This is a genomic window from Actinoplanes cyaneus (assembly GCF_016862095.1).
GTDB classification, from domain to species: domain Bacteria; phylum Actinomycetota; class Actinomycetes; order Mycobacteriales; family Micromonosporaceae; genus Actinoplanes; species Actinoplanes cyaneus.
This window is the reverse complement of the sequence record NZ_BOMH01000002.1, coordinates 213,137-226,314: the sequence shown is the minus strand read 5'-3', so window position 1 is coordinate 226,314 and position 13,178 is coordinate 213,137. Positions and strand designations below refer to the sequence as shown.

The 13,178-nt window shown below is 72.5% G+C and carries 12 protein-coding genes; 9 read left to right on the top strand and 3 right to left on the bottom strand.

Features of this window, described 5'->3' with window-relative positions; translation table 11 throughout:
- Positions 1–123: 123 nt before the first annotated feature.
- The 3 genes from Acy02nite_RS01985 to Acy02nite_RS01975 form a co-directional block, all read right to left on the bottom strand.
- Positions 124–570: a DoxX family protein gene (locus tag Acy02nite_RS01985; RefSeq protein ID WP_203738001.1), complete on the bottom strand. Its 447-nt coding sequence runs from the start codon at positions 568–570 to the stop codon at positions 124–126.
- Positions 571–656: 86 nt separating this feature from the next.
- Positions 657–1,385, bottom strand: a complete 729-nt coding sequence (locus Acy02nite_RS01980; RefSeq protein ID WP_203738000.1) for a class I SAM-dependent DNA methyltransferase — start codon at positions 1,383–1,385, stop codon at positions 657–659.
- Positions 1,386–1,437: 52 nt separating this feature from the next.
- The gene (locus tag Acy02nite_RS01975; protein WP_203737999.1) at positions 1,438–2,358 is read right to left on the bottom strand and encodes a DUF6282 family protein; all 921 of its coding nucleotides are present in this window, start codon (positions 2,356–2,358) and stop codon (positions 1,438–1,440) included.
- 89 nt (positions 2,359–2,447) lie between these two features.
- Here Acy02nite_RS01975 and Acy02nite_RS01970 point away from each other — a divergent pair, with 89 nt between their 5' ends.
- The 9 genes from Acy02nite_RS01970 (at position 2,448) to Acy02nite_RS01930 (ending at position 13,130) form a co-directional block, all read left to right on the top strand.
- Positions 2,448–3,209, top strand: coding sequence for an arylamine N-acetyltransferase family protein (locus tag Acy02nite_RS01970; protein ID WP_203737998.1), 762 nt, complete (start codon positions 2,448–2,450; stop codon positions 3,207–3,209).
- A gap of 103 nt (positions 3,210–3,312) precedes the next feature.
- On the top strand, positions 3,313–3,801 hold the full coding sequence (locus tag Acy02nite_RS01965) for a VOC family protein (protein WP_203737997.1): 489 nt from the start codon (positions 3,313–3,315) through the stop codon (positions 3,799–3,801).
- 49 nt (positions 3,802–3,850) lie between these two features.
- Positions 3,851–4,615: a hypothetical protein gene (locus Acy02nite_RS01960; RefSeq protein WP_203737996.1), complete on the top strand. Its 765-nt coding sequence runs from the start codon at positions 3,851–3,853 to the stop codon at positions 4,613–4,615.
- Positions 4,615–5,934 carry a bifunctional 3-(3-hydroxy-phenyl)propionate/3-hydroxycinnamic acid hydroxylase gene (locus Acy02nite_RS01955; RefSeq protein ID WP_203737995.1) on the top strand — a complete coding sequence of 440 codons (1,320 nt, stop codon included), beginning with the start codon at positions 4,615–4,617 and terminating at the stop codon, positions 5,932–5,934. The genes Acy02nite_RS01960 and Acy02nite_RS01955 overlap by 1 nt, the downstream gene beginning before the upstream one ends.
- A gap of 108 nt (positions 5,935–6,042) precedes the next feature.
- Entirely contained in the window at positions 6,043–6,543 is a 501-nt protein-coding gene (locus tag Acy02nite_RS01950; RefSeq protein ID WP_203737994.1) for a hypothetical protein, read from the top strand.
- A complete protein-coding gene (locus Acy02nite_RS01945; protein ID WP_203737993.1) occupies positions 6,543–7,907 on the top strand; it encodes a hypothetical protein in 1,365 nt (454 codons plus the stop codon). The genes Acy02nite_RS01950 and Acy02nite_RS01945 overlap by 1 nt, the downstream gene beginning before the upstream one ends.
- Entirely contained in the window at positions 7,904–9,223 is a 1,320-nt protein-coding gene (locus Acy02nite_RS01940) for a vWA domain-containing protein (RefSeq protein ID WP_203737992.1), read from the top strand. The genes Acy02nite_RS01945 and Acy02nite_RS01940 overlap by 4 nt, the downstream gene beginning before the upstream one ends.
- 23 nt (positions 9,224–9,246) lie before the next feature.
- Entirely contained in the window at positions 9,247–10,359 is a 1,113-nt protein-coding gene (locus Acy02nite_RS01935) for an ATP-binding protein (protein ID WP_203737991.1), read from the top strand.
- Entirely contained in the window at positions 10,356–13,130 is a 2,775-nt protein-coding gene (locus Acy02nite_RS01930; RefSeq protein WP_203737990.1) for a DUF5682 family protein, read from the top strand. Before Acy02nite_RS01935 ends, Acy02nite_RS01930 begins: the two co-directional genes overlap by 4 nt.
- Positions 13,131–13,178: the final 48 nt, after the last annotated feature.

Sequence of the window (13,178 nt, the reverse complement as noted above, 5' to 3'; positions counted from 1 at the left end):
CACGGCCCCTGCCCGCCCCCACGGTGACAGTGGGCCGCTCCTGTCCGTGGCCGGCGGCTCACGGCGCCACCGTCCGCCGCCTCCCTGCGCCGGCGGGTCCGGTGACGCCGTGACCGCTCGTCGTCAGGCGGGTTCCGTGACCTTCTCCTCGGCCGTGATCGTCGCCGGCCGGCGCCGGGCGGCGATCAGCTCGTCCAGCGACCACGCGCCGGCGCCGAACACCGCGATGATCAGGAACGTCCAGGAGTAGAGGGCCGGCGTGACGCCGCCGTTCTCGATGGGCATCAGCCCGTCCGGCTGGTGGACGGTGAAGTAGGCGTAGGCCATGGAGCCCGACGCGAGGATGGCGGCGGGCCGGGTGAAGAGGCCCAGCAGGACCAGCACGCCGCAGACGAGCTGGATCACGGCCGCATACCAGCCGGGCCACGTACCGACGGGGATGGTCGCTCCGGTGCCGCCCCTGCCGCCGAACATGCCGAACAGGCTGGACAGCCCGTGGCAGGTGAACAGCAGGCCGATGACGACGCGGAACAGCGGCCAGACGATCCTGGTGACGCGGGGCGAAGACAATTGACGCTCCTCTGCCTGATCGGGGATTAATCAGGCATCAGACGCTATGGATCGGTTCTGAGAGAATTCTCAGAGCCACCGCTCGGTTACGGCTTGCGCCAGACCGACACGTGGCTCCCGCTGTCCGCGGTGAACGGCGCGCCCTTCCAGTCGGCGGTGCGTTGTTCCAGCTCCAGGCCGGCGAGCCGGGCCATCAGGTCGCACTCGGCGGGCCAGAGGTAGCGGAAGTTGCTGACGCCGTAATCGATGGTGCCGTCCGGCCGGCGCCGGTAGTGGTGCGAGGCGCCCTGCTGGGTGACCATGTCGAACGTGTCGAAGCCGGTGTGCTCCTCGCTCACCACGAACGGCACGGCGGTCTGACCGGGCGGGAAGCGGCGGATGTCCGGCACCCAGAGCTCGATGACGAACCGGCCGCCGGGCGCCAGGTGGCGGGCCGCGTTACGGAAGCACTCGACCTGCTCGTCCTGCGTCCGCAGGTTGCCCAGGCTGTTGAACACGACGTAGACCAGGGAGAACTCGCCGGGGACGCGGGTCGTCGCCATGTCCCCGACGACGACCGGGAGATCCGGGGCCTTGGCGCGCAGTTGAGCGGCCATCGGCTCGGACAGGTCGATCCCGCTCACCGGGACACCTCGCCCGGCCAGCGGGACGGCGACGCGCCCGGTGCCGACCGCGAACTCCAGCGCCGGCCCGTCCCCGGCGAGCCGGGCCAGCAGGTCCACGGCCGGATCGAGCACCTCCGGCGCGAACATCTCCGCCGAGTCCACGTCGTAGCGCCGGGCGGCGTCCTCGGTCCACAGATCACTGCTCGTCATGCGGAGGATTATCCGGATTCGTCGCCCGTCGCGCCGCCCGGTGACGACCGGCTCAGCGTCCGAGGACACGGCGGCTGTTGGTGACCGCCATCGTCCGTACCTCGTCGCCGGTGAACCCGGCGCCGAGCAGCCGGTCGGCCAGCAACGCCAGCCCGTCCTCGACCGGGGGATTGAACGGCTGCCCGAGATCGCTGCTGAGAATCGAGTGCTCCGGACCCACCTCGCGAATGTGCTCGAAGAGGACCTCCCAGGGCACCTTCCTGGTGTACGCCGTGGTGAAGCACCGTTCCAGCAGTGCGCCCCGCCCGGCCAGGCGCCGCTGGGTGTCCACGTCGAGCTGCTGCGAGGTGAACTCGGGGTGCGTCACGATGATCCGCCGCACCCCGGCAGCCGCGGCCGCGTCCACCGCGGCGACGATATCCGTCCCGCTCAGGTGCCCGGTCGCCAGGACCATGTCGTGCCTGGCGATCACCGCGAGCACCTCGTGCAGCGCCGGGACGATCCGCCCGGCGTCGTCGACCACCTCGATCGCGGGCGCGGCGATGCCCTGCGCGGCGAGCTCGGACTGCAGCGCCGCCCACATCGGCAGCGTGGCGCCGGGCGGCAGCGAGGAGACGCCGGCCCGCTCGTTCGCGCAGTCCACGGTCGGCAGCCAGACGACCCGCGCGCCCTGCCGCCCGGCGATCTCCACGGCGACCGGGTTCAGGCCGCCGACCGAGCCGTTCAGGGTCAGCGCGCCGAGCGCCTCGACGCCGGGCACGACCCCGCGCACCACCTCGGCGCGCTCGGCGGTCGGGACATAGTGCGACTTGAGGACGAAGCCGGCCAGCCCCACCCCGGCGAACCGCCGGGCCAGCGTGACGTCGTCGATCCGCCGCTCCATCACGTCCGGCGCGACGTGCACGTGCGTGTCGTAGGCGCCGGCGACGAGGTCACGGGCCCGGTCGGAGGGGAGGGGATGATCAGCCGTCATGCGCCATCTCCGGTGCGGCGGGGTGCTCGCCCGACCCTGACAGTGACCGACATCATTGTCAACGCCGTCATTGACCTCGAGTCGCCTTCATGTCCGAAGCTGTGCGGGTGGACGTGAACGCATATCTGGACCGGATCGGGGTGGCGCGCCCGGTCGCCGCCGGCGACGACGCGCTGCGCGAGCTGAGCCGGGCACACCAGAGCGCCGTACCGTTCGAGAACCTCAGCATCCACCTCGGCGAGCCGATCTCCCTCGACCCGGACGACCTGTTCGACAAGATCGTGCGGCGCCGCCGCGGCGGGTTCTGTTACGAGCTGAACGGGCTGTTCGCGCTGCTTCTCGAAGAGCTGGGTTACCCGGTCGAGCGGGTAGCCTCACGGGTGCACCGCGGGGAGGCGGGGTTCGGGCCGCTCTTCGACCACCTGTCGCTGATCGTGGACGGGCGGTGGCTCGTGGACGTGGGATTCGGGCGGCACTCGTCGTACCCGCTGCTGAACCAGCCGGGGGAGCAGCTCGACCCGGGCGGCCGGTTCGAGGTGATCCCCGCCGGCGACGGTGACCTCGACGTCCACCGCAACGGCGAGCCGCAGTACCGGATCGAGCGCCGCACCCGGACCCTGGCCGACTTCGCGCCGACCTGCTGGTGGCAGCAGACCTGGCCGGAATCGACCTTCCGCAGGACTCCGGTCTGCTCGCGCCTGGACGGCGACAGCCGGATCACGCTGAGCGGCCGTTCCCTGATCCGGGACGGCGTCACGATCACGCTGGAGTCGGACGAGGACGTGCTCGCCGCCTACCGGACGCACTTCGGGATCGAGCTCGACCGGGTCCCCGTGCCACCGGGACGGTGAAGAGCCCGCCGGCGGGCGGCGCTCACGGCGTACCGAATAGGCAGGTCTTGAATGGTTCTCATTGCGGCCGGAAAGTGGCCGCTTGATGCCGGAGGCTCGGCCCATGAGGATTCCTGGTGGCAAGTCGACAGTGACGCCCTACGTGGCGGTGAAGGGCGCTGATCGTTTTCTCGACTTCGTCGAGGCGGTGTTCGCGACCGGCAAGGCCGGGCGGGTGCGCAATCCCGACGGCACGATCGGGCACGCCGAGATCCGGATCGGCGAGTCGGTGATCATGGCGTTCGACGCGCGACCCGAGTGGCCGGAGACGCCGAGCCTGCTCAGCGTCTACGTGGACGACGCGGACGCGGTGGTGGCGCGCGCGATCGAGGCGGGCGCCACCCTGGTCACGCCGGTCTTCACCTCCGGGATCGTCGGCGACCGCGGCGGCCGCGTCAAGGACCCGACCGGCAACATCTGGTGGGTGCAGGCGCACCTGGAGGACGTCGACGAGGCCACCGCGCTCGAACGGTTCGGCGACCCGGCCGAGCTGGCCGTGATGCGCGAGGCCCAGCGCTCCTTCGACGAGGAGATGCGCCGCCGTCGGAGGTGACGACGGCTGAGCCGGATCCGGCCGGCCGGTGGCAAGTCGAGTGCGATCGATGGATTTCCCGGTTGCCCGGGCGCTCTACGTTGACCACGTGGTCACGGTCGCAACGATCGGCTTCTGTCTCGGCGCGCTCCTGATGGGCGCCGCCGCCATCTTCCTCCTCCTGCACCTCGGCACTCTCCGCGAGGCGCGCGTCCTGCGGCGGGTCGTGCCGTCGCCGATCGGCTCGTGGCGTGGCGGCCGGGTCGCCGCCGAGGCCCGCACCGAGTACGGGACAGCCGGTCCGCAGGCCGGGCCGGTCAGCGGCGAGGACTGCGTCTGGTACCAGGTCCGGCTGACCCGTGAGCCCAGCCGACGCAGCTCCGACGACAGTTACGACCTGCTGCTCGACGTCACCGCCCCGGCCTGGCCGGCGATCGCCGACGCCACCGGCCGGACCGCGGTCGACCCGCGCGGGCTGGACGAGCCGCTGCGCACCGACCCGGCCGTGGTCGAGACGGTCCGGGTCGCCTACCGTCGCGCGGCGCCGGTGCCGCTGCCCGCCATCGTCCCGCCCGACATCGTCGACGGCCTGAAGAAGCACGAGCGCCTGGAGCTGACCGAGGTGCGGATGCCCCGCGGCGTCCCGGTGTTCGCGCTGGGCCGGGTCACCGCGAAGGGCCTCGTCCCGGGTTTCTTCACCACCCGCACCCGGGCCGAGGTGCTCGCCGCCCGGATCGCCGACCTGGGCCTGGGCCGCATCACGGTCCTCGGGTTCGGGGCGGTCGGGTTGCTCCTGGCTGGCGGATCCGCCGTGGTTCTGCGCACCCTGTCCTAGTGGAACATGTGCCGGTGGTGATCGTCGGGGCCGGCCCGACCGGGTTGACCGCCGCGATCATGCTGGCACGCAGGGGCATCGAGTGCCTGGTGCTGGAGCGCTTCCCCGAGCCGTATCCACTGCCCCGCGCGGTCCACTTCGACGACGAGGTGTTCCGGATCTTCGCCGGTCTCGGGCTCGCGGACGAGCTGCGGGCGATCTCCCGCCCGGCGCCCGGCATGCAGCTGGTCGACCCGGCGATGCGGCCGCTCGCCACGTTCACCCGTGATCCGGTCGGCCCGCACGGCTTCCCGCAGGCCAACATGTTCGACCAGCCCGATCTGGAACGGGTGCTGCGCGCCGCGTTGCGCGGGCTGCCGCACGCCCGGCTCCGCGGCGGCATCGAGGTGCACGGCGTCGATCAGCCTCCATCCGGCCCCGTGCGTGTCCGTTACCGATCAGCCGCGGGCGAGGACGAGCTGACCGCCGGCGCGGTCCTCGGCTGCGACGGGGCGAACAGTCTGGTCCGGTCCGCGATCGGCGCCGGCTGGGAGGATCTCGGCTTCTCGCAGGAGTGGCTGGTGGTGGACGCGGTGTCGCCGGCGCCGCTGGACGTCTACGACGGGGTGCAGCAGGTGTGCGACCCGGTCGCCGCGGCCACGTTCATGATGGTCACGCCCGGGCGTTATCGCTGGGAGTTCCTGCTCAGGCAGCCGGTGGACGCGCGCGAGCGGATGCGGCCGTGGCTGCGCGGCGCCGAACCGGACATCCTGCGGGAGGCGGCCTACACGTTCCGCGGCGCGGTCGCCGACCGGTGGCGTGACCGGCGCGTCTTCCTGCTCGGGGACGCCGCGCACCTGACCCCGCCGTTCATCGGGCAGGGCATGTGCGCCGGGATCCGCGACGCCGCGAACCTGACGTGGAAGCTGGCGATGGTCCTCGACGGGCACGCCGAGGAGCGGCTGCTGACGACGTACGAGAGCGAGCGCCGGCCGTACGCGCGAAGCATGATCCGCATGGCGGTGCTGGTCGGCCGGCTGATGACCGGCGGGCCGGTCCCCCGCCGTCTGCTACGCAGCGTGAGTGGGCTGCCGGGCGTCCAGCGGCGCGCGACCACGATCGTCTGGCCGGCGCTGCGCCGCGGCCCGCTCGTCGGCCGCGGTGGGGGACGACTGTGCCCCGCCGCGCTGGAGCCGTCGCTGGGCGCCGGCTTCGCACTGCATTCCCCGGGTACGGCGCGGGCCCTGCTGATCCGCCCGGACCGGGTCGTGGCAGCGTCCGGGCGACGGGCCCACCCGCGTATGCTCACCGCCGCGGGAATCCGAATCTCCGGCCTCTGAACTGCGCGTACACCCGTACCGCCACGATCGTTGCCGGTCCCGCCGACGTTTTTGTCGTAGGTCTCCGATACAACTACCTCCACTGAAAAGGACGAGGGAGGGACTGTTGTGACAACCGATGGCGCCGCCTACGAGCGACGCAGCGCGGCACCGGTGATCGCGCCCGTGCAGCCACGGAAACTGGCCAAGGTGCCGTTCGTGGAGCTGGCCGACGGGCGCCTGCAGGGGGTGGTGTCCAGCGGCTCCGACGTCGAGCGCGTCTACGTGTCCTCGATCACGGCCGGTGACCACGGGCTGAGCTGCAACACCAACAACAACCGTCCGTGCGGCGGCCTGGCCGGCGGCTCCCGTGCCTGCAACCATCTGCGCGCGCTGGCCGACGCCGCGGTCGCGCAGTACGGGGTGGACCGCGTCGCCCGCTACCTGAAGGCCGACCTTCCCGACGGCGGCGACGACCTCTGGGCCGGCCTGCACCCGGCCACCGCGCCGAACCGGGCCGCCGAGGTCTTCGCCGGTTTCCTGCGCCACCTGGCCTACCTCGAGGTCGCGCCCACCACCGATCCGCTGCCCGAGCTGCAGTGGTTCCCGGCCGCGCCGGCGGTGCGCTGATGCTCGCCGACGCCCTGAGGTCCACCCCGGACGGTGTCGCCGAGGCGCTCGCGCTGGTCGACGGCGTGGACGACGCCCTGGTCCACGGCCTCGCCCGGATCGATGAGGAGCGCGCCGCCGCGTGCGAGTCCCTCGCCGCCGCGTTCGCCGGCACGCCGCTCGGCGACCGCATCGCCGACGCCGTCGGCAAGATCATCGCGGGGACGGTCACCGACGAGCACCTGGCCGCCCTGGCCGGGGCGCGGGCCGCGCTGCTCGGCGCCGCCCACGACGCCCTGCAGTCCGCCCTCGACACGGCGCTCGGCCGGTCCCGCGTCGCCGCACCCGCCGCCACCGTGACCGATTCCGGTCAGTTGCTGGCCGGCAGCCGGTCGTGGCTGCGGGAACTGGCCATCGCCGGCTGGCGCGGGGTCGGCCACGAGCTCGCCGCCGGCGCCGCCCAGCCCGTGCAGTCGCTGCTGGCCGGCCCCGGCACGCGGCGCCTCGCCGTCCTGCTGGACGGGCTCGCCGCGGAGCTGCGCTCGGCCGCCCCGGTCGCCACCCTGCCCCGCGTCCCGGTGCGCCGCTGGGCCGACCTGTGGATGCGGGCGCTGCTGCTGTCCCAGGAGGGCTACCCGGGCACCGGGGTCACCCCGGCCGACGGGCGGCTGATCATCCTCGGCGTCGACCTGCACGAGCACCCCACCGTGTTCCGGGCGCAGGCGCACGCCCTGCTGGAGAGCGCCGACGGCACGGTCCGGCTGGTGCGCACGAGCGTCGCCGCCGCCAAGGTCGACACGATCAGCGGGCCCTCCGCGTGGCGGATGCTCAGCGCCTTCCCGATCTTCCGCGGCATCCTGGCCGAGCGCCGCACGGCCGAGATCACCGGCATGGGCCTCACCATCGGCGGCGACCTGATCTGGGACGAGTCGAAGGCCGCCGCCGGCGAGCCGGCCGACCCGTTCGCGGCGGCCCGGGTGCGGCTCGGCGCCGCCGCGGCGATGCCGGTCGCGCCGCTCGACCGGCATCCGGCCGCGCTCGCCGAGCCGGTCCTGCTGGAGGGCTACGGGCACAGCGACGGCGGGTTCGACCTGGGCGGCGGCGTGACCGTCGCGCTCGACCTGGACCGGCTGCCCGCCGCCGGGCCGCTGACCCCGGCGCTGGCCGCCGCGTCGACGGCCTGCCTGGGCCTGCTGCGGTGGGACGGGAGGTGGCTGCTGCAGCCGCTCGCCGTACAGGCCGTGGTGAAGAAGAAACCGGTCACGGTGCACGGCGGTGACTGGGCGCTCGGCCCGGCCGAGGCCAAGGCCGCGAAGGCGGAGGCGGCCGCGGGCACGGCGGTCGACGTGCTGCGCGAGCGCGCGGGAAGGTTGCTGCGCAAATGAGCGCCGAGACCCAGCGGCAGATCCTCTACTGGCGGCTGCTCGCCCGGCTCTTCGACCCCGAGGAGCAGGCGGCACTGGAGTCCGGGAGCATGGCGATCGTCGGCGACCTCGGGCTGCCCGCCGCGCTGCTCGACCCGGCCGTCTCCGTGGATACCGTCGTGCAGCGGTTCCCGCACCTGGAGGCCGAGTTCGACGCCCTCATGAGCGAGCCCGGCGACGACCGTGACGGCGAGGTCCGGCGCGCCGCGCTGGTCTCGAAACTGCTTCTCAACGTGTTCGGGACCGGCTCCGGCAGCGTCACCGCCGAGCAGTTGCAGCGCTGGCAGGCCGACGCCGGCTGGTTCGAACGGGCGATGGGCTGCGAGCCGGGCGGGCTGCGCGGCCGGTCCGCCGGCGCGGGGGCGGGCACCGGTGCGGGAGCCGGCGCGGGTCTCGGCGCGACCCTCGCCGGGATCGAGGGCGACCTGGTCAGCCGGATGCGGCTGCGCGAGGTGCTGGCCGACAACCGGCTCGCCCGGCAGCTCACCCCGAGCATGTCGCTGATCGAGCAGCTCCTGCGCGACAAGGACAACCTGGACGGCGTGGCGCTGGCCAACGCCAAGGCGCTGATCAGGCGCTTCGTCGACGAGGTGGCCGAGGTGCTGCGCACCCAGGTGGCGCAGGCGTCCAGCGGGACGGTCGACCGGTCCGTACCCCCGAAGCGGATCTTCCGGAATCTCGATCTGGACCGGACCATCTGGAAGAACCTGCCGAACTGGAGCCCGGAGGACGAGCGCCTCTACGTCGACCGGCTCTACTACAAGCAGACCGCGAAACGGATCGAGCCGGCCCGCCTGATCGTGGTCGTCGACCAGTCCGGCTCGATGGTCGACGCGATGGTCAACTGCACGATCCTCGCCTCGATCTTCGCCGGCCTGCCCAAGGTCGACGTGCACCTGGTCGCCTACGACACCCGGGCGCTGGACCTGACCCCGTGGGTGCACGACCCGTTCGAGGTGCTGCTGCACACCCACCTCGGCGGCGGCACCGACGGCACCGTCGCCCTCGACCTGGCCCGCCCCAAGATCACCGACCCGCGGAACACCGTCGTCGTCTGGATCTCCGACTTCTACGAGTGGCAGTCCCAGGCGGTCTGGGACGGCATGCAGGCCATCCACCGCGCCGGGGTCAAGTTCATCCCGGTCGGGTCGGTCAGCAGCGGCGGCCAGCAGAGCGTCAACCCGTGGTTCCGGCAGCGATTCAAGGACCAGGGCACCCCGGTCCTCTCCGGCCACATCAAGAAGCTCGTCACCGAGCTGAAGAACTTCCTCGTCTGACACCGATCCACAGGAGACCCCCCATGACCGACATGCTGCGCGCGCCCGCCGAGGTCAAGTACGCCGACGAGCTGGACTGGCTCGAGTCGATCGACGACGGCCCCAAGCCGTTCTCCTGGCGCCTGAGCCCGAAGATGGTGCGCCTGTTCATCCTCGGCTCCGAACGCGCCGACGGCCTCGACCGGGACGTCGAGCAGAAATGGTACGGCGACCGCAGTTTCGTCGAGCGTTCCATCGTCACCCTCGCCTCCGACCGCGGCCTGCTGCTGATCGGCGACCCCGGCACCGGCAAGAGCTGGCTCGCCGAGCTGCTCTCCGCCGCGATCAGCCGCAACTCCACACTGGTCGTGCAGGGCACCGCCGGCACCACCGAGGACCACATCAAGTACTCGTGGAACGTCTCGATGGTCATCGCCAAGGGCCAGTCCCGCGCCTCGATGATCCCGTCACCGATCATGACGGCGATGGAGGGCGGCGTCATCGGCCGCTTCGAGGAGCTGACCCGGTCCACCAGCGACGTGCAGGACGCGCTGATCTCGATCCTGTCCGAGAAGTATGTGTCGATCCCCGAGCTCGACGACGACAACATCGTCTTCGCCAAGCCCGGCTTCAGCATCATCGCCACCGCCAACAGCCGCGACCGGGGCGTCAACGACCTCTCCTCGGCGCTCAAGCGGCGCTTCAACTTCGTCCGCATCCCGGTCGTGACGAACAAGAAGAGCGAGGCCGAGATCGTCCGGTTCCGCACCGAGGAACTGCTGCGCCGGCACAACATCGAGCTGGAGGTCCCGCCGACCCTGCTCGACGTGCTGCTGCAGAGCTTCGCCGACCTGCGCGCCGCGTCCGCGTCGGCCACCAGCGACGACGAGCGCCTCGAGTCGGCGCTCTCCACCGCCGAGCAGATCGGTGTCCTGGAGGACGCGATCCTGCACAGCAACTTCTTCGGCGCCCGCGCGCTCACCGCCGAGACCCTGGCCTCCTCACTGGTCGGCTCGCTCGCCCGGCGCAGCCCCGAGGACCTCGCCATTCTCAACAAGTACTGGCACGGGATCGTCGAGCCGCGCAGCAAGGAGCAGAGCGGCGAATGGACCGGCTTCCTGGAGGGCGGCCGCCAGGCGATCGCCACACTGTCATGAGCAACGCCTTCGATCCGCTGCGCGACCAGCTGCTGGGCGCGGCCCAGGCCCTCGCGGACGGGCCGGCGGCGCTGCCCGAGATCCTCGCCGGGATCGTCGACGACGTCGACCACGCGCTGCGGGAGCCGCTGGAGATCTTCCCGGTCTGCCACCACTCACCGGCCTCCGCCCTGGCCATGCTGCGGCGGCTGCGCGAGAAACAGCCCAAGGTCGTCTACCTGGAGCTCTGCGAGGACCTGCAGCCGCTGCTCACCGAGCTGCGCAACTGCCGGCTGCCGGTGGCGCTGCAGGCCTTCGCCTCCGAGCTCGACGGCTTTCCCAAGGAGTCGGCGCCGCTCTCGGTGATCGCGCCGGTCACCGAGTCGTCCGCGGAGTACCAGGCGATCGCGTACGCGCTGGACACCCCCGGCGTCGAGCTGGTCCTGGTCGACCGCTCGACCGACCACGTCTTCCAATGGCAGCCCGGCGCCGGGGCGCACACCGGCAGCGGCGAGCCGGAAGAGGACCTGCACGGCGACGCGGTCGGCGTAGAGATCGGCGACCTGCGGCCGCGCTTCGCCGAGCTGGAGGAGCACCTGCTGCACCACGGGCGGGTGCGGCACTGGTCCGAGTGGTGGGACCAGTATGTCGAGCAGCCCCTCGCCGGGGCCGACCACGACACGTACCGGCAGGTCATGACCATGATCGGCAGCCTGTTCCGGCGGCTCGCCCCGCACGACACCCAGCGGTTCGGCAGCGACGAGGACCGGGAGCGCTACATGTGGACCCGGATCCGCGAGCACCTCGCGGCCACCGGGACCGACCCGGCCGACTGCCTCTACCTCTGCGGCGCGTTCCACGCCGCCAGCCGCCTGCCCGAGGTCGGCTCGGCGCCCGGCACCCCGGACTTCGCGATCACCCCGCGAACCGGCACCACCTGGCTCTACGGGCTGATCCCGTCCAGCCACTCGGCGATCGAGGCTCAGTTCGGCCTGGCGCCCGGCTCGGTGTCGATCGCGGCCACCACCTGGCAGAAACAGCTGACGAGGCTCCGGCTCACCCCGTTCCGGCTGGACGGGCAGAAAGGCGGGAAGAAGGCGAGAAAGGCGCTGCCGGCGCCCGTCGCCACGGACCCGCCGGTCACCGACCACCTCACCGGCTACCTGGCCGGGCCGCCCGCGCTCGACGGGCTCGACGAGGAGGAGCTGCGCGGCTGGTGCGTCGACATCGTCCGGCTCGCCCGCCGCAACGGATACCTCGCCAGCACCGCCGACGCGATCGCGGTCTTCGAGACGTCCGTGCTGCTCGCCGGCATGCGCGGGCGGGCACGGCCGACGCCGTACGACTTCCAGGACGCGGCGATCACCTGCATCGAGAAGGACACCGTGCCCGGCCGGCGCGACGTGCGGCGACTCTGCGAGATCCTGCTCGGCGGCGACCGGATCGGCCAGGTCGGCTACGACGCGCTGCCGCCCCTGGCCCGCGACGTCTACGACCGGCTCGCCCCGCTCGAGCTCAACCTCGACCAGCGCAGCATCCAGCGCGCGCTGCTCGACCTGGCCGCCCGCCCCGAGCTGGCACCCTGCTCCCAGCTGCTCTGGATGCTGCGCTACCTGCTGCCCGACCAGGCGGTCCGGCCGATCATGGGCAGCCGCAAACTCGGCGAGAAGCCCATCCAGGAGAGCTGGGACCTCGACCTGGGCCGCCACCAGCGGGCGATCATCGAGCTCGGCTACGAGGGCGTCACCGTCGAACAGGTCCTCGAACAACGACTGCGCCGCGACGCGTGGCACCCGGACGCGACAGCGGCCACCGCGCTCAAGGCCGTCGAGCACTCCCTGCTGTTCCTGCGGAGCCCACGGCTCACCGACGAGCTCGGCGCCCGGGCGGTCGAGCTGCTCGCCGCCGAGCGCACCGTCGACGACGCACCCGACGTGCTGCGGCGCATCCGGCGACTGCTCGGGCACTACCGGGCCACCACCCCGGTGCTGCCGGCCTGGTGCGAGCGGTTCGTGACCGCCGGTTACGCGCACTACTGCACGCTGCTGCCGACCGCGTTCGTCGAGGACGACACCGGCGTACGGCAGGTCGGCGCCATGCTCGGCTTCCTGTTCGACCTGGAGAGCCTCGCGCTGTCCCTGGGCTGCGACCGCGCCCAGCTGGAGATCGCGGTCCGGCAGTCACACCCGGAGAGCCCCGCCAAGCTCGCCCTGCTGTGGGCCGCCCGCCACCAGCTCGGCGACCTGTCCCTTGCCGAGCTGCGCGCGCTCGTCGACGACCTGCTCGGCAACCCGCTCGTGGTCCCGGCCGTCCCGCAGTATGTGAGCGGCTTCGTCCAGGCGCTCGAACCGGTCCCGCGGATGGCGCCGTTCGTGGTCGAGACGCTCTCCAAGGCGTTCGGGCAGCTCCCCGACCCGGTGCTGCTCCCGTGGCTGCCGACGCTGATCACCACGCTGCGGCAGCACGCGGCCGAGCTCGTGCCCGTGCTGACCAGGGAAGCGGGCCGCACGTTCCCCGCGACGCTCGCCGCCATCGACGGATGGACGCCGCCGTGGCACGCCCGCCGCACCCCGGCCGGGGTCACCGCCGCCCGGCGGCCACCTGCCGGGCCGGTCACGGCGTTGCTGGCCGCGCACCCGGCGAGCACCGACGCGGCGGCCGGGCTGCTGGGGTGCGCGGGGGAGTGGGGGACGGCGCACGACGTACCGGAAGGTGGGTTCGCCGGTCCTCTGCCGCTGCTGACGGCGTTCCCGGGCACCGCCGGAGCTGTCGAGGCGCTGCTCGGCTCCTGAACTCCGGCCCGGGGCCGCTGTTCTGCGGGCCGGGGCGTCCCGGCCTCG

Excerpts from the sequence above, each read along its gene's own strand:
- Acy02nite_RS01980 (WP_203738000.1), bottom strand. The coding sequence starts at position 1,385 with ATGACGAGCAGTGATCTGTGGACCGAGGACGCCGCCCGGCGCTACGAC.
- Acy02nite_RS01975 (WP_203737999.1), bottom strand. The coding sequence starts at position 2,358 with ATGACGGCTGATCATCCCCTCCCCTCCGACCGGGCCCGTGACCTCGTC.
- Acy02nite_RS01970 (WP_203737998.1), top strand. The coding sequence starts at position 2,448 with ATGTCCGAAGCTGTGCGGGTGGACGTGAACGCATATCTGGACCGGATC.
- Acy02nite_RS01965 (WP_203737997.1), top strand. The coding sequence starts at position 3,313 with ATGAGGATTCCTGGTGGCAAGTCGACAGTGACGCCCTACGTGGCGGTG.
- Acy02nite_RS01960 (WP_203737996.1), top strand. The coding sequence starts at position 3,851 with ATGGATTTCCCGGTTGCCCGGGCGCTCTACGTTGACCACGTGGTCACG.
- Acy02nite_RS01945 (WP_203737993.1), top strand. The coding sequence starts at position 6,543 with ATGCTCGCCGACGCCCTGAGGTCCACCCCGGACGGTGTCGCCGAGGCG.
- Acy02nite_RS01940 (WP_203737992.1), top strand. The coding sequence starts at position 7,904 with ATGAGCGCCGAGACCCAGCGGCAGATCCTCTACTGGCGGCTGCTCGCC.
- Acy02nite_RS01935 (WP_203737991.1), top strand. The coding sequence starts at position 9,247 with ATGACCGACATGCTGCGCGCGCCCGCCGAGGTCAAGTACGCCGACGAG.
- Acy02nite_RS01930 (WP_203737990.1), top strand. The coding sequence starts at position 10,356 with ATGAGCAACGCCTTCGATCCGCTGCGCGACCAGCTGCTGGGCGCGGCC.